This is a genomic window from Streptomyces deccanensis (assembly GCF_022385335.1).
GTDB classification, from domain to species: Bacteria; Actinomycetota; Actinomycetes; order Streptomycetales; family Streptomycetaceae; genus Streptomyces; species Streptomyces deccanensis.
Map to the genome: position 1 here is coordinate 1,190,626 of NZ_CP092431.1, position 20,681 is coordinate 1,211,306.

The 20,681-nt window shown below is 73.1% G+C and carries 14 protein-coding genes and 1 pseudogene; 14 read left to right on the plus strand and 1 reads right to left on the minus strand.

What is annotated here, in order from left to right; genetic code table 11:
• Window positions 1-258 precede the first annotated feature (258 nt).
• From L3078_RS05460 to L3078_RS05525, 14 genes and pseudogenes are all read left to right on the plus strand, one after another.
• Window positions 259-1,697, plus strand: a pseudogene (locus L3078_RS05460) (hypothetical protein).
• 158 nt (window positions 1,698-1,855) lie between these two features.
• On the plus strand, window positions 1,856-3,109 hold the full coding sequence (locus tag L3078_RS05465) for an AAA family ATPase (RefSeq protein WP_239751327.1): 1,254 nt from the start codon (window positions 1,856-1,858) through the stop codon (window positions 3,107-3,109).
• Window positions 3,106-4,422, plus strand: coding sequence for a vWA domain-containing protein (locus tag L3078_RS05470; RefSeq protein WP_239751330.1), 1,317 nt, complete (start codon window positions 3,106-3,108; stop codon window positions 4,420-4,422). The genes L3078_RS05465 and L3078_RS05470 overlap by 4 nt, the downstream gene beginning before the upstream one ends.
• 171 nt (window positions 4,423-4,593) lie before the next feature.
• The gene (locus L3078_RS05475) at window positions 4,594-5,850 is read left to right on the plus strand and encodes an ATP-grasp domain-containing protein (RefSeq protein ID WP_239751332.1); all 1,257 of its coding nucleotides are present in this window, start codon (window positions 4,594-4,596) and stop codon (window positions 5,848-5,850) included.
• A complete protein-coding gene (locus L3078_RS05480) occupies window positions 5,847-6,698 on the plus strand; it encodes a Rossmann-like domain-containing protein (RefSeq protein WP_239751334.1) in 852 nt (283 codons plus the stop codon). The genes L3078_RS05475 and L3078_RS05480 overlap by 4 nt, the downstream gene beginning before the upstream one ends.
• A complete protein-coding gene (locus tag L3078_RS05485; RefSeq protein WP_239751335.1) occupies window positions 6,695-7,783 on the plus strand; it encodes a PLP-dependent cysteine synthase family protein in 1,089 nt (362 codons plus the stop codon). The genes L3078_RS05480 and L3078_RS05485 overlap by 4 nt, the downstream gene beginning before the upstream one ends.
• Entirely contained in the window at window positions 7,780-8,865 is a 1,086-nt protein-coding gene (locus L3078_RS05490) for a mandelate racemase/muconate lactonizing enzyme family protein (protein ID WP_239751337.1), read from the plus strand. Before L3078_RS05485 ends, L3078_RS05490 begins: the two co-directional genes overlap by 4 nt.
• Window positions 8,849-10,120 carry an MFS transporter gene (locus tag L3078_RS05495; protein ID WP_239751339.1) on the plus strand — a complete coding sequence of 424 codons (1,272 nt, stop codon included), beginning with the start codon at window positions 8,849-8,851 and terminating at the stop codon, window positions 10,118-10,120. Before L3078_RS05490 ends, L3078_RS05495 begins: the two co-directional genes overlap by 17 nt.
• Window positions 10,117-10,911 (plus strand): class I SAM-dependent DNA methyltransferase, encoded by a 795-nt coding sequence (locus tag L3078_RS05500; RefSeq protein WP_239751342.1) that lies wholly within the window; start codon window positions 10,117-10,119, stop codon window positions 10,909-10,911. The genes L3078_RS05495 and L3078_RS05500 overlap by 4 nt, the downstream gene beginning before the upstream one ends.
• Before the next feature lie 39 nt (window positions 10,912-10,950).
• Window positions 10,951-12,537, plus strand: coding sequence for an ABC transporter substrate-binding protein (locus L3078_RS05505; protein ID WP_239751344.1), 1,587 nt, complete (start codon window positions 10,951-10,953; stop codon window positions 12,535-12,537).
• 38 nt (window positions 12,538-12,575) lie between these two features.
• Entirely contained in the window at window positions 12,576-13,568 is a 993-nt protein-coding gene (locus tag L3078_RS05510) for an ABC transporter permease (RefSeq protein ID WP_239760221.1), read from the plus strand.
• Complete coding sequence (locus tag L3078_RS05515; protein WP_420864042.1) at window positions 13,565-14,437, plus strand: ABC transporter permease; 873 nt, start codon at window positions 13,565-13,567, stop codon at window positions 14,435-14,437. Before L3078_RS05510 ends, L3078_RS05515 begins: the two co-directional genes overlap by 4 nt.
• A complete protein-coding gene (locus L3078_RS05520) occupies window positions 14,434-16,062 on the plus strand; it encodes an ABC transporter ATP-binding protein (protein ID WP_239751346.1) in 1,629 nt (542 codons plus the stop codon). Before L3078_RS05515 ends, L3078_RS05520 begins: the two co-directional genes overlap by 4 nt.
• A gap of 64 nt (window positions 16,063-16,126) precedes the next feature.
• On the plus strand, window positions 16,127-16,669 hold the full coding sequence (locus L3078_RS05525) for a hypothetical protein (protein WP_239751348.1): 543 nt from the start codon (window positions 16,127-16,129) through the stop codon (window positions 16,667-16,669).
• A gap of 17 nt (window positions 16,670-16,686) precedes the next feature.
• On the opposite strand, the gene L3078_RS05530 is transcribed toward L3078_RS05525, so the two are convergent.
• Window positions 16,687-20,061, minus strand: a complete 3,375-nt coding sequence (locus L3078_RS05530; protein WP_239751351.1) for a pyruvate carboxylase — start codon at window positions 20,059-20,061, stop codon at window positions 16,687-16,689.
• Between the last annotated feature and the right edge of the window lie 620 nt (window positions 20,062-20,681).

Below are 20,681 nucleotides of genomic sequence, written 5' to 3' on the forward strand. Positions count from 1 at the left end.
GGTGATGGGTCACCGAGGCAGGGTGCGGCGGACGGTCGCGTCCACCGCCGCGTTCACTGTTCGACCGTACGCCGCCCCCCGGTCCCGCACCACTTGGCGGAGCAGGCGCGGACGGTGGCCCGACCGAGGCCCGGGGGTGCGCGGGTGCGCCTGGTCGAAAAACGGGTGTGCACGGGAGCGGGGCGGCGTTACGATCCCCGCGATGACTACTCATTCCCTCAGCAGAATGGGGGTCCCGTCCGCGCAAGGTGAGTGCTGATGCTCACCGACGTCGCGAACGGGGATCCCCGGCTTTCCTTCTGGTTGCGCGTGCGCGAGTTCGCCGTGCCCCCCTCCATGATCGAGACGGCGACCGCCCGCCGTGCCGTCGGCGACTGGGCCGGAGCGTGCGCCGCCGCAGCCGTCGACCTCGACTTCGACCTGCGTTCCCTGGCCGGCCGTCACGGCTCGGCGCTCGCGTCCCGAGTCCGGGCGGACCTACGGCACTTGGCGCCCGATCTGCTGCGCTGGCACATGCCGCGGATCGCCCCCGACGGGCTGCTGCGACCGGGCCTGACCCTCACCCTGGCCACGTACGGGGCGGCGGAGGGGGTCGGGCCGGGCCCCGTCCATCTGGTGGCCCGCACTCCCCCGGCCTGGGCGGACGCCGGTCAGCGGATCGGGCTCGCCCTGTGGGAGGGCTCCCGGTCCGGGCCCGACGCCCGTGGTCATCCGCATCCACGGCCCAGCCGTCGTTACCGGTTCGATCTGCACCGCCATCTCTGGGACGCGCGCAGGGCCCCTGAACTGCGGGCCCGTGCGGGAGCGGACCGCTGCCTCCGTCAGCGGCTTCGGACGAGTTGTGGGCGTGGGCGGCGGAGCACGGTTGTGCCGTCGACCGGTGGGCGGAGGAGGCGGCGATCGTGCTGCGCGCCGAAGGGCGGTCCACCGGATCCGTTCTCGTACGGTGCGGCGCCCGACGGCGGCTCCTGCTGGACCTGGGCCCGGACGCCGTGGCGGGCGGGGGCCCAGCCGACGACACCGCGCCGGACGCGGACGACGGCACCCGGCAGGCCGCGCCGGGCATCACGGCCGTGCACGGCGACGACGGTGCCCTGGGCGCGCTGCCGGTGCTGCCGGACGCCGCGACCTGGGTCCTGCCCGACCTGGAGCTGATCCGTGCCGGCGCGATCGACCCCGGGCGGTTGCATCCGCTGGTCGCGTCGGCGCTCGTACCGGATCACGTGCCGTGGGCCGCGGCCGAGGCACCGGACCGGGCGGGGCAGCCGCGGATCGTGGAGTGCCGAGGGGAGCGCCATCGGATCGGTCTGGTCGACGGAGTGCTGGTGGCCCTCGACCACGACCCGGCCGAACTCCGGCGCGAGGAACTGCTGGTGGCGCTGACCGGCACCCCGCTCCCCTGTCTGCGGGTCATCGACGAGGCGCATCGTCGCCCGGACTGTCTGTCCGGTGTGCGCGAGCGCCTGGACCACGGGGACGTCGACGGTGCGCTGGCGGTCGTCGAAGGGCTTCTGGGCCCCGAGGCGATCCTGCGCGACGGCCCTCTGCGGGACGAGTTGGAGTCCGCCGCACGCCGACGGATCGCCTACGGCCTGTACCGGGCCGGTCTCGCCGAACCCCTGCCCGGCCGCGTCCGCTCCAACATCGGCCGCCGCCCGTCCCGTCAACGCCGCCCCCGCATGGCGACGTTCTTCTGACCCCACGACCTCTTCTGACCGCACGTCCTGTTCTGACCGCACGTCCTGTTCTGACCGCACGTCCTGTTCTGACCGCACGCCCTGTTCTGCTCCACACCGGGCGCGCCACCGACCGCGCGCGTTCGACTTCCGCCTCCTACACCCCAAGGTGATCACACATGCCCACACGCACTCCTTTCGCCCTGCCCGCCGACGCCGAACCGATCTCCCAACTGGACGTAGCCGCAGACCTGTTGACCATGCTGCGGTCCACGACCACCGAACCGCGCCCCGACATCCAGCTGGAGGCGCTCACCCTGGCCGTCGCCGCGGATCTGCCCGTACTGCTGTGGGGAGAGCCGGGGATCGGCAAGACCGCGGCGCTGACCCAGCTCGCGGCCTCCCTGGATCTTCCGCTGACGACCGTGATCGCCAGCGTGCACGAGCCGTCCGACTTCTCGGGCCTGCCGATCGTGGGGGACGACCCGGCCGAGCAGGGTGTCCCGATGGCTCCGCCGGACTGGGCGGTGCGGCTGGTACGGGCCGGCCGGGGGCTGCTGTTCCTGGACGAGCTGTCGACGGCGCCGCCCGCCGTCCAGGCGGCCCTGCTGCGGCTGGTGCTGGAGCGCAGGATCGGCGCGCTCCAACTGCCGCCCGACGTACGGATCGTGGCCGCCGCCAACCCCAGGTCCTCGGCGGCCGACGGCTGGGAGCTGAGCCCACCGCTGGCCAACCGGTTCGTGCACCTCCAGTGGACGCACGACCACGAGGTCGTCGTACGGGGGCTCGGGGGGACGTGGCCCCGGGCAACTCTGCCGCTGCTGGCACCGGAGCGGCTGGCGGAGGCGGTGGACTTCGCCCGGCGCGCGGTGTGCACGCTGCTGGCGGCCCGGCCCAAGCTCGTGCATCAGCTGCCCAACAGCGAGAGCCGACGTGGTGGTCCGTGGCCGTCGCCGCGCAGCTGGGAGATGACGCTGCGTCTGATCGCCTTCGCGACCGCCGCCGGTGTCTCGCGCGACGTGCTGTCCCTGCTGGTCAGGGGCACCGTGGGCGACGGTCCTGGGCTGGAGCTGCTGGCCGCCCTGGACCGGCTGGACCTGCCCGATCCCGAGGTGCTGCTCGCCGACCCCATGGCGGAGGAACTGCCTCAGCGCGGTGATCTGCGCCAGGCGGTGCTGGACGGGGTGGTGGCGGCGGTCCGGTCGCGGCCGGACAAGGCCCGCTGGGAGGCGGCCTGGGCGGTGCTGGTCCGGGCGCTGGAGACGGGGGCGCCGGATCTGGTGGTCGTCCCCGCCACCACCCTGGCCTCGCTGCGCCGCGACGACTGGGACGTGCCGACGGAGATCGAGAACCTCGCCGGAGTCGTCCTGCTCTCCCGACGGGCGGACGAGGCGGCGGCCCGCGCGAAGACGGCGACGAAGGCCCGCCGATGAGCACGGACACCGAGCACGGCACCGACACGGGCACCGGCAGCGGCACCGGCACCGGCACCGGCCGGGGGACTCCGCCCCGGAACCCCGAGGGCGCTCTCGACCTCGACAAGCTCTTCACCGCCCGGCTCCAGGCGGCGCGGGCCCGGCCGTATCTGGCGTCGGCGCTGTTCGCGCTGCACACCGTCGAGACCCGGCAGGTGCCCACCATGGGCGTGGACCGGTACTGGCGGTGCTACGTCTCGCCGGACTTCGTGGACCGTACTCCGGTGGAGGAGCTGGCCTCGGTGTGGGTGCACGAGGTGTCGCATCTGCTGCGGGACCATCACGGGCGCAGCGACCGGGTCGCGAAGGAACGGGACCTGACCGGCCCCGGGGACCGGCTGCGGATGAACATCGCCGCCGACTGCGAGATCAACGACGACGCGTTCGGCGACGGGCTGGTCACGCCCTCGGGGGCCGTGCTGCCGTCGTCCCTGAAGCTGCCCGCGGGACAGCTGATGGAGGAGTACCTGTGGGAGTTCCGGCTCGGGCCCCGCACCAGGGAGTTGGCGTGGCTGGACTGCGGCAGCGGTGCCGACGGCCTGGAGCGGGGGTGGGAGCTGGGTCCGGACGGGGCGCACGCCCTGAGCGAGCAGGAGCGGGACGCGGTGCGGTTCCGGGTGGCCCAGGGCATCAAGGGCCGTCCGGGGTCCGCGCCCGAGGGCTGGAAGCGCTGGGCGGAGGAGGCGTTCCATCCGCCGCAGCCGTGGCGGGCGTTGCTGGGTGCGGCGGTCCGGTCGGCGGCTTCCGCGCCGGGCGCCGGTGAGGACTACAGCTACGGCCGGCCGTCGCGGCGCTCCGCCGGTGTGCCGGGCGCGGTGCTGCCGAGCCTGCGGCGGCGCCCGCCCCATGTCTCCGTGATCATCGACACCTCGGGGTCGGTCAGTGACGCGGAACTGGGCAGCGCGTTGCTGGAGGTCGCCGCGATCTCCCGGGCCGTGGGTGGGCGCCGTGACCTGGTCACCGTCGTCCCGTGCGACGCGGCGGCCCGGATCGCGCACCCGCTGTGCCGGGCGGAGGGCATCCCGCTGCTGGGCGGCGGCGGAACGGACCTGCGCGCGGGGTTCGCCAGGGCGCTCCGCGGCCACCCCCGGCCCGATGTCGTCGTGGTCCTGACCGACGGCCAGACCCCCTGGCCCAGCTCCCGGCCGCCGTGCCGGACGGTGGTCGGCCTGTTCCCCCGGCACCACGACCACACCACATGGGACGAGGACGACCCCGACTACGTACCGGACTCCCCGCCCGACTGGGCCCGCGTGGTCCACATCGGTTAGGCCGGACACGCGTCGCCGCCGCCTCGTCATCCGCTCGCGACCATCTTCACAATGCCCCCATGACAATGAAAACGATTATCGATAAGGTGCACATGTCAAGCCGGGCACCTCCTTGTCGAGGTGTCGTCGGGCTGCCCTGACGCCTGAACGCACCGCACGAAAAGGGGAGCTGTGGCTCATCTGTTGGTGGTCGAGAGCTGGGTCGGATCGATGAGCAGGCTGCTCCCACGGGCCATCCGGGAGGGCGGTCACGAGTTCACGTTCCTCACCCGCGACCTGCACCACTACCTGCGCTCGGCCCCCGAGGGCACGTCCCATCCGCTGCTGGGCGCGCGGAACGTGGTCACGGCCGACACCAACGACCTCGACACCCTGCTGCCGGAGACCGAGCGCCTGCACTCGGTGTTCGGCTTCGACGGGGTGATCTCGTCCTGCGACTACTACCTGCCGACCGTGGCCCGGATCGCCGGGCACCTCGGACTCCCCGGGCCCGGTCCGCAGGCCGTCGCGGACGCCTGCCGCAAGGACGCCACCCGCCGCGTCCTCGCCGACGCCGGCGTGCCCGGCCCCCGCTTCGCCCTGCACGAGGAGTGGGCCGACATCGCCCGCGCGGCACGGGAGATCGGCTACCCCCTGGTTGTCAAACCCGTCGACCTGTGCGCGGGCATGTATGTGCGGAGGGTGGACGACGAAAGCGAACTCGCCGCCGCCGTAAGGGCGTTGGGCGACTTCCCGCTGAACGCGCGCGGGCAGCGCCGGGTGCCCGCCGTCCTCCTCGAAGAGCTGCTGACCGGACCCGAGGTGAGCGTCGAGACCGTGTCCCACGCGGGAGCGGTGCACGTCGTGGGGGTGACCGACAAGAGCATCGGCGGGGCGCCCGCGTTCATCGAGACCGGGCACATGTTCCCCGCGGCGCTGACGGGCGCCGACACCGAGGCGGCCGAACAGACCGCGCTGAGCGCGCTCAAGGCGCTCGGGCTGACCGACGGCGTCGTCGCCCACACCGAGATCAAACTGACCCCGGCCGGTCCGCGTGTGGTCGAGGTGAACCCCCGGCCCGCCGGGAACCGCATCACCGAACTGGTCCGCCACGTCACCGCCATCGACCTCGCCGCGGCCGCCGTGGACGTCGCCCTCGGCCGCGCACCCGATCTGCGCCGGCGGGAGACCGGCCTGCGCAGCGCGGCCGTCGGGTTCCTCGTGCCGGAGACCTCGGGGACCCTCGCGTCGCTGGACGGCGGTGACCTCGCCGACGCCGAGAACGTGCTGGAGGTGCAGCTCGCCGAGCCGGGTCGGCAGGTCAAGTCGGCCGGCAGCAACAACGAGTACCTCGGCCACGTCATGATGGGCGACCCCGGCGGGCTGGGCGCGCGCGAGCGGGTCGAGGCGCTGTTGGGCGAGTTGAGCGCCGGGCTGGTGATCCGGTGAGCGCCGTCGCGCCGGTGGCCGGGACGGTCACCTACGAAGACCTGCTGGAGCGGGCCCGGGCCGGCCGGCTCGGGCCGGACCCCGCAACGCTGCGCATCGCGGTGGCGTTCGTGACCCGGCAGGCCGTGCGCCACGACGGGCGGGGCACCGGCTACCGCAACGAGGTGCTCAGTCTGCGTCTCGCCGGTGCCGTGGGGTCCTGCGCGGTCGAGCCCGGTGCCCTGCCGGACGCGGCGATCGACGACTGTGTCGGCGCCGATGTCGCCCGGCTCCTGGAGCATCCGCTGCCGCCGGTGCGGGTGGCCGCGCTGGACGCCTATCTGATGCACGTCGGCCCGCACACCCCCGAGAACGGGGCACGGCCGTTCCCCCTCCCGGCCGGTACGTCGCTGGAGAAGTCTCAGGCGCGGGCGCGGGCCGTCGTCGAGCTGCTCGACCTGCCGTCGGGCGCGACCGTGCTCGTGGTCGGGGTCGTCAACTCCCTTCTGGAGGCGCTGCGTTCACGCGGACTGCGCTATGTGCCCTGCGATCTCAAGGGCGGGGTCACCGAGTGGGGCGAGGAGGTCGTCACCGACGCGCTCGACGCGGCAGAGCGCTGTGACGCGCTGCTGGTCTCCGGGATGACACTGAGCAACGGTTCCTTCGAGCCGCTGCGGCGACACGCCCTGTCGTACGGCAAGCAGTTGGTGATGTTCGCGCAGACGGGCAGCGCGGTGCTGCCCCGGTTCCTCGGGCACGGGGTGAGCGCGGTGTGCGCGGAGCCGTACCCCTTCTTCTGGCTGGACGCGGGCGCTGGCACGCTGCACCGCTACCGCGCGCAGAGCCCGGGATCGGGGGACGGCCGGTGACCTCCTCGACCGTCCTGCGCACCGTCGCCCGGCCGGAGCTGCTGTCCCTCGTCGGACGGACACCGCTGGCGCGCATCACCGCCGATCTGCCCGGCCCGCAGCCGGGGTTCTGGGCCAAGCTGGAAGGGCTCGCGGCCGGCGGGATGAAGGCACGGGCGGCCGTGTCGATGTTGCTGGGCGCCCGGGAGCGCGGTGAACTGCGGCCCGGCGCACCGGTGGTGGAGTCCACGTCCGGCACGCTGGGCATCGGGCTCGCCTTCGCCGGGCAGGCCCTCGGCCACCCGGTCGTGCTGGTCGGCGACAGCGAACTGGAGCCGTCCATGCGACAGTTGCTGCGTTCGCACGGGGTACGGCTGGAGCTGGTGGACCGCCCGGCGGCACGGGGCGGCTGGCAGGCGGCACGCCTCGCCCGGCTGCGGGAACTGCTCGCCGTCCTACCGGGGGCGTACTGGCCCGACCAGTACAACAACCCCGACAACACCGCCGGATACGCCTCGCTCGCCGCCGAACTCGCCGTACAGCTCGATCACTTGGACATCCTGGTGTGCAGTGTCGGCACCGGCGGCCACAGCGCGGGCATCATCGGCCCGCTGCGCCGGCACTGGCCCGCGCTGCGCCTCATCGGCGTCGACTCCACCGGCTCGACGATCTTCGGTCAGCCGGCCCGGCCGAGACTGATGCGCGGCCTCGGCAGCAGCATCCATCCGCGCAACGTCGCCTACGACGCCTTCGACGAGGTGCACTGGGTCGGCCCGGCGGAGGCCGTCGACAGCTGTCGTCGCCTCGCCCGCGGCAGCTTCGTCAGCGGCGGCTGGAGCACCGGCGCGGTCGCGCTCGTCGCCGCCTGGGCGGCCCGCGTCCACCCGGGTGCCGTCGTCGCCACCGTCTTCCCGGACGGCCCGCACCGCTACCTCGGCAGCGTCTTCGACGACGACTTCGCCGCCGCCCACGGCCTCGACCCGGCCTCCGCCGCCGCGCGCCCCGTGGAGATCCCCCATCCCCGCGCGGCCGAGGCCGTCGGCTGGGTGCGCTGCGGCAGGGTCGCCGACCCGCTCGACGTCCCCCCTTCGGAAGAGAGACTGTGAAGGCAAGCCTGCGCACCGTACGCCTCGAACTCGCCGAACCGTTGCGCATCTCCCGCTCCACCATGTCCGCGCGTGACGCGGTCTGGCTCACCGTGCGGGACGACGACGGGGTCCAGGGCCACGGTGAGGCCGTCACCAGCGTCTACTACGGCCTCGACACCGACACCCTGGGCCGGCTCCTCACGGACGCCGCCGCCGAGCTACGGCGGTTCCCCGATCCGGAGAGCGCCCTGGAGGCCCTGCGCGGCGGCGGACCGGCCGGTTCTCCCGACGCTCCCCCGGCCGTGACCGCCGCCGTCGACGCCGCGCTCCTCGATCTCGTCGGCAAGCGGGCCGGAACCCCGGTGCACCGACTGCTGGGCGCGCCCGGCGCGCCGGCGGCCGCGACCGCCCGGACCATCGGCATCACCCCGCCCGCGCGTGCCGCGGCCGAGGCGGGCCGCCTCGCCGCGAGCGGCTTCGAGGTCGTCAAGGTCAAGGCCGGGGCACCCGACCCCGAGAGCGACATCGCCCGCGTACGGGCCGTCCGCGAGGCCGCACCCCGGATCCGGCTCCTCCTCGACCCGAACGGCGCCTGGACACCGGCCCAGGCGGACGCCTTGCTGCCGCGCTTCGCGGACTTGGGCGTGGAGGCCGTCGAACAGCCCGTCGCCCCGGGCGACCCGGAGACGCTCGCCGCCCTGGCCGAGCGCTCCCCGCTGCCGATCGTCGCCGACGAGGACGCCGTGGGGCTGGCGGACGTCCAGCGGCTGGCCGGACGGGTGCACGGGGTCAACGTCAAGCTCGCCAAGTGCGGCGGTGTCCACGCGGCGCTGCGGATCGCCGAGCTGATCGAGGGCAGCGGGACCGAGCTGATGCTCGGCTGCCTCACCGCCAGCAGCCTCGGGCTGGCCCCGGCCGTCCACCTCGTGGACCGCGCCCGCTGGGTCGACCTCGACGGGCATCTCCTGCTCGCCGACGACCCGTGGACCGGCATCGGCGGCACCGACGGCGTCGTACGCACAACGGACGCACCCGGCCTCGGAGTTCGGCTCCGCGCGGCCCACGAGACGGAGGAGGCCCACCGTGCAGACGTGGCATGAGATACGCCGCTTCCCGTTCGCGGTCCGCCTGCTGCTGATCAACCAACTCGGCGTCAACATCGGGTTCTACCTGCTGATCCCCTACCTCGCCACGCACCTCACCGAGAACCTGGGCATGTCGGCGGCCGTGGTCGGCATCGTCCTGGGTGTCCGCAACCTCAGTCAGCAGGGCCTGTTCATCATCGGCGGCTCCGCCTCGGACCGGCTCGGCGCGCGGGGCGTCATCATCGCCGGATGCGCCCTGCGGACCGTCGGGTTCGGGCTGTTCGCCCTCGGCGACGGGCTGGCGGTGCTGCTCGCCGCGTCGGTGCTCAGCGGGCTCGCCGGGGCGCTGTTCAACCCGGCGGTGCGGGCGTATCTGGCGCAGGAGGCCGGGGAGCGCAAGGCGGAGGCGTTCGCGCTGTTCAACGTCTTCGCCACGACCGGTGCCCTCATCGGGCCACTGCTGGGCAGCGCCCTGCTGCTGGTGGACTTCCGTACGTCCGCCCTCACGGCTGCCGGGATCTTCGCCGTGCTGACCGTCGCCCAGGCACTCGTCCTGCCCGCGCGGCAGGTCGAGCCGAGCGGCGGCGGTGTCCTCGGGGACTGGCGGGAGGTGCTGGGCAACCGGGCGTTCCTGGCCTTCGCGCTCGCCATGGTCGGCATGTTCACCCTGGAGAACCAGCTGTACCTGTTGCTGCCGGCCGGGGCCCGGGAGGCCACCGGCTGGGACGGGGCCGCCGGTCTCGTCTTCCTCGTCGGGACACTCGCCAACCTCGCGCTGCAGCTGCGCATCACCAAGGCACTCAAGTCGCGTGGTGACAGGACGCGTTGGATCGGTGTGGGGCTCGCCGTGACCGGTCTGGCGTTCCTGCCGCCGGCGGTCGGGGCCGGGCTCGGCGTCTCCGGGTGGACCGCCGCCGTACCCGTCCTCCTCGGCGCACTGCTCCTCTACCTGGGCCTCATGGTGGCCTCGCCGTTCGTGATGGAGCTGATCCCCCGCTTCGGCCGCCCGGAGCTGACCGGCACGTACTTCGGGATCTTCTACGTCGTCTCCGGTGTCGCGGCCGCCGTCGGCAACACCGTCGTCGGGTGGGCCATGGACGCCGGGGAGGGCGGCGGCCACACGTGGCTGCCGTGGGTGTGCTGCGCCGTGTTCGGCCTGATGTCGGCGGCCGGCATCGGCTGGCTGCGCCGACTGGGGGCGCTGCCCGCGAACCCCGAAGCCGCCGTCCCCGCCACAGCCGCCGAGGCCGCCGAGAAGAGCAGCGCATGACGCACGCCAACCTCCTCACCGACAACCCGGAGCTGTACGAGGCCCGCTTCCCCGACCCCGAACGGCTGGCCGGGCGCTGGGCCGAGGACTGTCTGCGGCGCCACGGGGCCGGACCACGGGTCCTGGACCTGGGCTGCGGCACCGGACGCGATGCCGCCCACCTGCACACCGTCGGCCGTACGGTGACCGGCGCCGACCTCTCCGAGGCGATGCTCGCCCACGCCCGCGCCCGGCATCCCGGCCCGGCGTACGTGCGGGCCGATCTGCACGGCTTCGACCTCGGCCGGGCGGCCTTCGACGCGGTGGTCTGCCTGGACAGCTCCCCGCTGTACTGCCACACCAACGCCCAGCTCGACGGCTTCCTCTCCTCCTGCCGCCGGGCACTGGCACCCGGCGGGCTGCTGGTCGCCGAGATGCGCAACGGCGCCTACTTCCTGGGCCGTACCGACCTGCTCGACACCCCGACCGTCCACGCCTTCACCTGGCAGGGCACCGCCTACCGGTCCACCACCACCCTCACCGTCGACCGCACCGCCCAACTGCTGCGCCGTACCCGCGTCTGGACCTCCGACGACGGCGCGGCCCCCGTCGAACAGCGGTCCGCCTGGCGGCTGTTGTTCCCGCAGGAGCTGCGCCACCTCCTGACCGCGCACGGTTTCGAGGTGCTCGAACTGCACGACGGGCCGGGCCCTCGCACCGAACCGCCGTGGCGGGAGGGCCGGTTGCCGGGCGGTACGGCGGACGCGGACCGCCTGCACGTCGTCGCGCGCCTCGCCTCCCCCACCCACTGATCCCTGCCCTTCCTCCCTCTCGACACCCAAGGAACCCTCATGCACGACGAACGTCTCCCCGGCCTGCGCCGACGCGGCTTCCTCACCGCCGCGGGCGCCGCCACCCTCGGCGCGCTCGCCCTGACCGCGTGCGGCGCGGACGGCACCGACTCCGAAGCGAGCGGCGACAGCGGCACCCCCAAGCGGGGCGGGCGGCTGCGGGCCGCGTTCGCGGGCGGCGGCGCCAGCGAGACCCTCGATCCGCACCTGGCCAATCTGTTCGCCGACGTCGCCCGGGCCAAGGCCCTGTACGACAAGCTCGCCGACTACGGGGCCGATCTGTCCGCCCAACCGCGCCTCGCCACCAAGTGGGAGTCGAACAAGACCCTGGACCGCTGGCAGGTCACCCTGCGCGAGGCCACCTTCCACGACGGCAGGCCGGTCACCGCCGAGGACGTCCTCTACAGCTACCGCCGGATCGCCGACCCCGAGAAGGCGTTCCGCGCGAAGGCGTCCCTGGAGCCCATCGACCTCGACGCGAGCCGGGCCATCGGTGAGCGGTCCGTCGAGTTCGTGCTGAAGCGGCCGACCGCCGAATTCCCCAACGTGCTGGCCGCGTTCGGCGCGTACATCGTGCCGAAGGACGCGGGGAAGAACGCCGGCGACTTCGACAAGAAGCCGATCGGCTCCGGCCCCTTCCGCTTCGTCTCCTTCTCCCCCGGTCGCACGGCCGTCTTCCGCCGCTTCGACGCCTACTGGGAGGGCGCGCCGCATCTCGACGAGCTCGAGTTCGTCGTCGCCAACGAGGAGTCGGCCCGGGTCAACGCGCTGCTGGGCGGCCAGGTCGAGTACGCCCACGAGCTCAACCCCACCACCGCCCGCGCCCATGAGGACAAGGGACAGATCCAGATCGTCCGGCTGCGGGGCAGCGCCATGCAGGGGTTCTGCATGAAGACCGACCGGCCGCCCTTCGACGACAAGCGGGTCCGGGAGGCGTTCTTCCTGATCGCCGACCGGCAGGAACTCGTCGACGGCGCCCTGTCCGGCGCGGGCGTCGTCGGCAACGACCTGTTCGGCAAGGGCTACGAGTACTACGCCGCCGACCTCCCGCAGCGCGAGCAGGACCTCGACCGGGCCCGGGCCCTGCTGAAGCAGGCCGGCGCGGAGAAGCTGAAGGTCACCCTGGACACCTCCGCCGTGGCCGCCGGGTTCACCGAGGCCGCCAGCATCTTCAAGGACCAGGCCGCCAAGGCGGGCGTCACCGTCGACGTGCGGATGGGCAGCAAGGACTCGTACTGGAGCGACATCCTCGACTCCGGCACCCTCGCCTGCTACCGGTCCGGCGCCATGCCCATCGAGGCCCACATCTCGCAGCGGCTGCTCACCGACTCCACCACCAACGCCACCAAGTGGCACCACAAGGACTTCGACGCCCTGTACCAGCAGGCCCAGTCGACGCGGGACAAGACACAGCGGGCGGCCGTCTACGAGCGGATGCAGCGCCGGCTGTACACCGAGGGCGGCTTCCTGATCTGGGGGTTCGCCGACTGGATCCTCGGCACGGCCAAGACGGTGAAGGGAGTGGAGACCAAGGCCCCCGCCAACACGCTCGACTGGGCCCGCTTCGACAAGGTGTGGCTGGCGTGACCCCAGGGTTCACCCGCGCCCCGAAGGGGCGCGGGGAACTGCGCGACCGGCCACCACGGCGCCCCGGCCGCCGGACGACGGATCGTGGCACGTCGTTCGTCGTCCGGCGGCTGTTCCTCGGTGTCGCGCAGACCGCCGCCGTCGTGCTGCTGGTGTTCGCGCTCACGGAGGCGCTGCCGGGCGACGCCGCGGTCGCGCTGGCCGGGGATCAGCCCGATCCGGCGCGCATCGCCGCCATCCGCGAGGCGATGCACCTCGACCGGCCGGTGCACGAACGACTGGCCGACTGGGCGACGGGTCTGCTGCACGGTGACTTCGGCACCTCGCTGACCTCCGGCCGCCCGGTCGCCCAGTACATCGCCGACGGTTTCGGGCCGACGCTGCTGCTCGCTTCGCTCACGGTGGCACTGCTCGTCCCGATCGGCTTCGGGCTCGGGGTGCTGGCCGCCCGCCACGAGGGCGGGCCGGTCGACCGCCTGGTCAGCTCACTGACGCTCGCCGTGTACGCGGTTCCCGAGTTCGCCCTCGGGGTGCTTCTGGTGACCGTGTTCGCGCTGCGACTGGGCTGGCTGCCGCCGACCGCCGTCGGCTACGGCACCGACCTCCTCGCCCACCCGACCGCCCTCGTCCTGCCCGTCCTCGTCCTGCTGTCCCGGCCCGTCTGCTCCCTCGTCCGGCTGGTCCGGGCCGGCATGGTCGACGCCCTCGCCTCCCCGTACGTCGCCCACGCCCGCCGGTACGGCGTGTCCGGCGCCCGCGTCCTCTACACCCACGCCCTCCCGAACGCCCTCGCCCCGGCCGCCCAGCAACTCGCCCGCACCATCGACTGGTTGCTGTGCGGCGTCATCGTCGTGGAGGCCCTCTACGTGATCCCCGGACTCGGCACCGTCCTCCTCAACGCCGTGGCCGAGCGCGATGTCCCCGTCGTCCAGGGCCTCGCCGTGGTCTTCGGCGTCCTGACCGTCGTGCTCAACCTGGGCGCGGACGTGGTCGCCCGCCGGCTGGCACCCCGGGCGGGGGTGGCGGCGTGACCACGGGCACCGACGTCGACACGCCCGCCGCGGGCGCCGCCGCGCGCACCCGGCGCCGGGCCACGGGCCGTTTCGCGCTCGGCCTCACGGTCATCGCCGTCCCCCTCCTCCTCGCCCTGCTGGGACCGGTGCTCGCGGGCGAGCCGACCGCACGGGCCGCTTCCTTCACGCTCGGCGACGGGCACTGGCTCGGCACGGACTTCGTGGGCCGGGACGTGTGGCAGCAGGTGCTGCACGGTGGTCGGCCGGTCGTGCTGACCGCGCTCGGCGCCGGAGTTCTGGCCTATCTCATCGCCCTGCCGGTCGGTCTCGTCGCCGCGCTGACGCACCGGCGCTGGCTGGAGGAACTGCTGATGCGACCGCTGGACGTGCTGATCGCCGTCCCGTCACTGCTGCTGATCCTGCTGGTCGCGTCGGTGCTCACGCCGGGAGCCGTCGGCCTCGCCCTGCTCGTCGCGCTGATCAACGTGCCCGACGCGGCCCGCCTCGTCCGCGCCGCCGCCACGGAGGCCGCGGCCCGGCCGGTCGTCGAGGCGCTGCGTCTCCAGGGCGAGAGCTGGTGGCGCACGGCCGTCGGCTACGTCGGCCGGACGATTTTGCGCACCCTGGGCGCCGACGCCGGCACCCGGCTGACCGGGGTGCTCTACCTGGTCGCCACGGCCGCCTTCCTCGGCGTCGGGGTGACCCCGGACGCCGCCGACTGGGCGGTGATGGTCGACCGCAACCGCACGGGCCTGTTCGTGCAGCCGTGGGCGGTGGTCGTCCCCGCCCTGCTGATCGTCGCCCTCACCACGGGCACGAATCTCCTTTTCGACGCGGCGCTGGAGAAGCCCGCCGGGCGACAGGTACGGAAGGAACGACGTTCGTGACGCGGTACGACGACGGGAGCGGCACGACCGCACCGGCCGCCCCCCTGGCCGAACTCACGGACCTCCAGGTCGAGGTGGGCGGACGGGCGATCGTGGACGGGGTGAGTCTGCGGGTGCTGCCCGGCAGGGTCACCGCGCTGGTGGGTGCCTCGGGCAGCGGGAAGACGACCACCGGGCTGGCGCTGCTCGGGGAGTTCCCGGTGGGCGCACGCGTCACCGGCGCGGTCCGCTCGGCGGCCGAAGGGCGCGGCGGAGTCGGCGGCCTCGTCGGATACGTGCCCCAGCATCCGGCCTCCGTCCTCAACCCGGCCCGTCGGATCGGCGCCCTCCTGACCGACATCGCCCGCCCACGCGTACGTCATCTGCCGCGCGGCCGGCGCCGGGCGGCCGCGCGGGCACAGGTGCTCCGCGCTCTCGCCGACGCCCGACTCCCGGACGCCGAGGCCCTGTTGCGCCGCCACCCGCACCAGCTCTCCGGCGGTCAGCAGCAACGCGTCGTCCTCGCCCAGGCCCTCCTGCTCGGCGCCGAGGTCGTCGTCGCCGACGAGCCCACCACCGGCCAGGACGCGCTGACCAAGAGCCTCGTCGTCGAACAGCTGGCGACGATCGCCGCGCGCGGCATCGCGGTCGTCCTGCTCAGCCACGACCTCGACGTCGTCCGCTCGCTCGCCGACGAGGTCCATGTCATGCGAGCGGGACGTGTCGTGGAATCCGGACCCACACAGCAGGTGTGGTCGGCGCCCCGGCATGCATGGACGCGCCAACTCCTGAGCGCCCAGGCGTCGTTCACCGACCGAGGCACCACGGACGAGCCCGACGGAACAGCGGCCGCGCGCGGCGACCGACCGGTGCTGCGCGTACGGGGCCTCGTCGCCCGCCACCGCGACGGCTCACGGAGTGCCGCAGTGACCGTGCGGGCGCCCGAACTCGACTTGCAGGCGGGGCAGTTGCTGGCCGTCGTCGGCCGTTCGGGCAGCGGCAAGACCACGCTGGCCCGCTGCCTCGCCGGACTCCACCGCGACCACGACGGCGAGGTCCTCCTCGACGGCACTCCCCTGCCCCGCAGCCTGCGCCACCGCGCACGGGGGCAGTTGGCGGCCGTGCAGTACGTCTTCCAGGACGCCCGTGCCGCGTTCGACGAGCACCGCCCGGTCCTGCGGCAGGTCGCCCGCACGGCGGTCCGGCTGCGCGGAGTCGACGCCGGGACAGCCGAGACCGAGGCGCTGGCTACCCTGGGCCGTCTGGGCCTCCTCCCGGAACTCGCCCACCGTCGCCCCGGCCGGCTTTCCGGCGGCGAACTCCAGCGCGCCGCCCTGGCCCGCGCGCTCCTCGCCCACCCCCGCGTCCTGATCTGCGACGAGATCACCTCGGGCCTCGACACGGTCAGCCGACGCGGCATCCTCGACGTCCTCACGGGCCTGCTCGACGCCGGCCCGGACACCGGAACGGCTCCCGCCGCACCGGCGCTGGTCCTGATCACCCACGACCTGGACACCGCCTCCGTCGCCCATCGCATCGCCGTCATGGACGCGGGGGAGATCGTCGAACAGGGCCCCGCCCGTCAACTCCTCACCACACCAGAGCACCCCTTCACGGCTTCGCTCGTCGCCACGGACCGCGTATAAAGGGACGCGTTCCGTAACGAGGCGCCAACAGGGCGTACGGGCGTACGAGTTGAAAGGTGGGCGTATGGGCACGGGGAGGGGCCGGTTCGGCGTCCTGGTGGCGGCGACCCTGGCATGGGCGCTCACCGGCTGCGGCGGCGACGGCGTTCGGCACGACGGCTCCGGCGGCGGGGACAGGCCGCCGGCGAAGACGCGGCAGCGGCCGACGACGACCCCGACATCCACCACGGCCGCCGAGGCCGAGCCCGAAGCCGCCGACAAGAGCGACGACGACGGTCGTCGAGGCACGGCCGCAGGCCCCGCCACAAGCACAGGCACAGGCACCGGCACCGGCACCGGCACCGGCACCAAGGCTTGCTTCGACGGCCGGTGCGAACTCACCGTGTCCGAGCCGCTGTCCATCGAGGTCGACAGCCGTTTCGGCGTCGGTGATCTCCGCGTCACGAAGATCACCGACGACACCGTCGTCCTCCGGTCCTCGGGAGCCGGTACGCACCTCAGCTCCTCGGTCGGCGAGGGCGGCACCGGCGGCCTCAACGGCCTCGGCTTCCGGGTGAAGTCCCTCGACGGCGGCGCGGCGGTGCTGGAGTTCTTCCCCCGCGCCTGAGCCGGCCTCAGGTGGCGTCAGACGATCTCGACGAGCAGATCGCCGCCCTCCACCTGCTGGATCTTGTTGATGGCGAGGCGGGAGACCCGGCCGGCCTTCGCGACGGTGATGGTGGCCTCCATCTTCATGGCCTCGATGGTGGCGACCGTGGCACCGGCGGCGACCTCGTCGCCCTCGGCGACCGCGAGGGTGACCACCCCGGCGAAGGGGGCGGCGACGTGGCCCGGGTTGGAGCGGTCGGCCTTCTCGGTGACGGGGATGTCGGTGGAGGCGGCCTTGTCACGGATCTGGATCGGCCGCAGCTGGCCGTTCAGGGTCGACATCACCGTACGCATACCGCGTTCGTCCGCCTCGCCGACGGCCTCCAGACCGATGAGGAGCCGCACACCGGGCTCCAGGTCGACGGCGTACTCCTTGCCGGGGCCGAGGCCGTAGAAGAAGTCCTTGCTGTCGAGGACGCTGGTGTCGCCGTAGGTCTGGCGGTGGTTCTCGAACTCGCGCGTCGGGCCGGGGAAGAGGAGCCGGTTGAGGGTGGCGCGGCAGTCCTTCTCCAGTCCCGCGCGGTCCTCGGCGGTGAGGTCCTGGACGGGCTTGGCGTCGGCGCGGCCCTGGAGGGCCTTGCTGCGGAACGGCTCGGGCCAGCCACCGGGCGGGGTGCCCAGTTCGCCGCGCAGGAAGCCGATGACGGAGTCGGGGATGTCGAACCGGTCGGGCGTGGCCTCGAAGTCGGCGGGTGTCACTCCGGCGCCGACGAGGTGCAGCGCGAGGTCACCGACCACCTTGGAGGAGGGGGTGACCTTCACCAGGTGACCGAGGATGCGGTCGGCGGCGGTGTACATCGCCTCGATGTCCTCGAAGCGGTCGCCGAGGCCGAGCGCGACGGCCTGGGTGCGCAGGTTGGAGAGCTGGCCGCCGGGGATCTCGTGGTCGTAGACGCGGCCGGTCGGGGAGGCGAGGCCCGCCTCGAAGGGGGCGTAGATGCGGCGGACGCTCTCCCAGTACGGCTCCAGGTCGCCGACGGCCTGGAGGTCCAGGCCGGTGGGCCGGTCGGAGTAGTCCGTCGCGGCGACGATCGCCGACAGCGACGGCTGCGAGGTGGTGCCCGCCATGGAGGCCACGGCCCCGTCGACGGCGTCGGCGCCGGCCTGGATCGCGGCGAGGTAGGTGGCGAGCTGGCCGCCCGCCGTGTCGTGGGTGTGGATGTGCACGGGCAGGTCGAACTCGCGGCGCAGGGCGGTGACGAGCTTGGTGGCGGCGGGGGCGCGCAGCAGTCCGGCCATGTCCTTGACGGCGAGGACGTGGGCGCCCGCCTCGACGATCTGCTCGGCCAGCCGGAGGTAGTAGTCGAGGGTGTAGAGCTGCTCGGCCGGGTTGGAGAGATCCGAGGTGTAGCAGAGGGCGACCTCGGCGACGGCCGTGCCGGTGGCGCGTACGGCGTCGATGGCGGGCCGCATCTGGCCCACGTCGTTGAGCGCGTCGAAGATCCGGAAGATGTCGATGCCGGTCTCGGTGGCCTCCTGGACGAAGGCGTCGGTCACCTCGGTCGGGTACGGCGTGTAGCCGACGGTGTTGCGGCCGCGCAGCAGCATCTGGAGGCAGATGTTGGGTGCGGCGGCCCGGAAGGCGGCCAGCCGCTCCCAGGGGTCCTCGGCGAGGAAGCGGAGGGCGACGTCGTAGGTGGCGCCGCCCCAGCACTCCAGCGAGAGCAGCTGCGGCAGGGTCCGGGCGACCACGGGAGCGACGGCGAGCATGTCCTTGGTGCGGACCCGGGTGGCGAGCAGCGACTGGTGGGCGTCACGGAAGGTGGTGTCGGTGACGCCGATGGTCGGGGACTCGCGCAGCCAGCGGGCGAAGCCCTCGGGGCCGAGTTCGACGAGCTTCTGCTTGGAGCCGGCCGGGGGTTCCGTGGTGGTGGGCCTCGGCAGCTTGGTGGAGGGGTCGATCAGGTCGGGGCGCGGGCCGTTGGGCTTGTTGACCGTCACGTCGGCCAGATAGGTGAGGAGCTTGGTGCCCCGGTCGGCGGAGTGCCGGGAGGTGAGCAGGTGCGGGCGCTGCTCGATGAACGACGTGGTGACGTTGCCCGCCTGGAAGTCCGGGTCGTCGAGAACGGCTTGCAGGAACGGGATGTTCGTGGCGACACCGCGGATACGGAACTCGGCGACCGCGCGGCGGGCCCGGTTGACGGCGGTGGTGAAGTCCCGGCCCCGGCAGGTCAGCTTGACCAGCATGGAGTCGAAGTGGGCGCTGATCTCCGTACCGGCGTGGGTGGTGCCGCCGTCGAGCCGGATGCCGGAGCCGCCGGGCGAACGGTAGGCGCTGATGCGGCCGGTGTCCGGGCGGAAGCCGTTGGCGGGATCCTCGGTGGTGATGCGGCACTGGAGGGCCGCGCCGCGCAGGGTGACGGTCTCCTGGGAGAGTCCGAGGTCGGCGAGGGTGGCCCCGGCGGCGATCCGGAGCTGGGACTGCACGAGGTCGACGTCGGTGACCTCCTCGGTGACCGTGTGCTCGACCTGGATACGGGGGTTCATCTCGATGAAGACGTGGTTGCCGTCGCGGTCGAGGAGGAACTCGACGGTGCCCGCGTTGCGGTAGCCGATCTCCCGGGCGAAGCGGACGGCGTCGGCGCAGATCCGCTCGCGCAGGGCCGGATCGAGGTTCGGGGCGGGCGCCAGCTCGATGACCTTCTGGTGGCGGCGCTGCACCGAACAGTCGCGCTCGAAGAGGTGGATGACGTTGCCGTGGCCGTCGGCGAGGATCTGCACCTCGATGTGGCGGGGCTCGACGACGGCCTTCTCCAGGAAGACGGTCGGGTCGCCGAAGGCGGAGGCCGCCTCACGGGACGCCGCCTCGATGGACTCGCGCAGCGCCGCCGGGTCCTCGACGCGGCGCATACCGCGACCGCCACCGCCCGCGACGGCCTTGACGAAGACGGGGAAGCCGATCTCGTCGGCGGCGCGGACCAGTTCGTCGACGTCGGTGGAGGGCTCGGAGGAACCGAGAACCGGTACGCCGGCGGCGCGGGCGGCGGCGACCGCGCGTGCCTTGTTGCCGGTCAGCTCCAGGATGTGCGCGCTGGGGCCGACGAAGGTGATGCCGGCCTCCTCGCACGCGCGGGCCAGCTCGGGGTTCTCGGAGAGGAAGCCGTAGCCCGGGTAGACGGCGTCGGCGCCCGCCAGCCGGGCGGCGCGCATGATCTCCTCGACGGAGAGGTACGCGCGGACGGGATGCCCGGGTTCGCCGATCTCGTAGGCCTCGTCGGCCTTGAGCCGGTGCAGCGAGTTGCGGTCCTCGTGGGGGAAGACGGCGACCGTCCGCGCACCCACTTCGTACCCGGCGCGGAACGCGCGGATGGCGATCTCGCCACGGTTGGCGACCAGTACCTTGCGGAGCATCCCTGATCCCTTCGAGCTGCCATGAGGACACCATGGTCCCGGCAATGATGCCGTCGCACCACAGCAATCGTGTCACTCAGTGCCATGTGAGCCCCGTCACTTCCGCGGCCAGACCATACGACTGCTGGACATTCCGCCCGGTCAGCACACTCACGGCCAGTTTCGCGCGTGTGACTCACCGGGCTCATGTGACCCTCAGTGCCACGCCGGCGACCCATATGGCCGCGACAGCCCACCGATTGAATCGTTTCATTCCCGATCGCTTCGACGACACTCGACTTTTGACCGGCTTCGACGCGCAGTTTCAACCTCCGGGTCATCCCATTGAAACCTTTCACCGCACGACTCCAGAGAACCGAAGGTGCCGGCTCGGCGGCACCGCGCGCGGCCGCCGGCGCCGCCGGGAAGCCGCCCGCGCCCACCGGACGGGTCGAGTCGTTCACCGATCTCACGGGCACGGTGCCGCGGATCGGTCCGGTCGGCTCGGGCACGACGGAGGTGCGACGCACGGCCTCCTGAGCCGTCGAGGGACCCGGAAGTGGCCGAAACCCGGACCGCGAGCGCTTGCTGAGCTAGCCTCAGCCTTCTTGGGGGCGAACTGACGTACGCCAAAAGTCATT

Bases quoted from the DNA above. Each gene is read 5' to 3' on its own strand.
- L3078_RS05465 (WP_239751327.1), top strand. From the start codon at position 1,856: ATGCCCACACGCACTCCTTTCGCCCTGCCCGCCGACGCCGAACCGATC.
- L3078_RS05470 (WP_239751330.1), top strand. From the start codon at position 3,106: ATGAGCACGGACACCGAGCACGGCACCGACACGGGCACCGGCAGCGGC.
- L3078_RS05500 (WP_239751342.1), top strand. From the start codon at position 10,117: ATGACGCACGCCAACCTCCTCACCGACAACCCGGAGCTGTACGAGGCC.
- L3078_RS05505 (WP_239751344.1), top strand. From the start codon at position 10,951: ATGCACGACGAACGTCTCCCCGGCCTGCGCCGACGCGGCTTCCTCACC.
- L3078_RS05525 (WP_239751348.1), top strand. From the start codon at position 16,127: ATGGGCACGGGGAGGGGCCGGTTCGGCGTCCTGGTGGCGGCGACCCTG.
- L3078_RS05530 (WP_239751351.1), bottom strand. From the start codon at position 20,061: ATGCTCCGCAAGGTACTGGTCGCCAACCGTGGCGAGATCGCCATCCGC.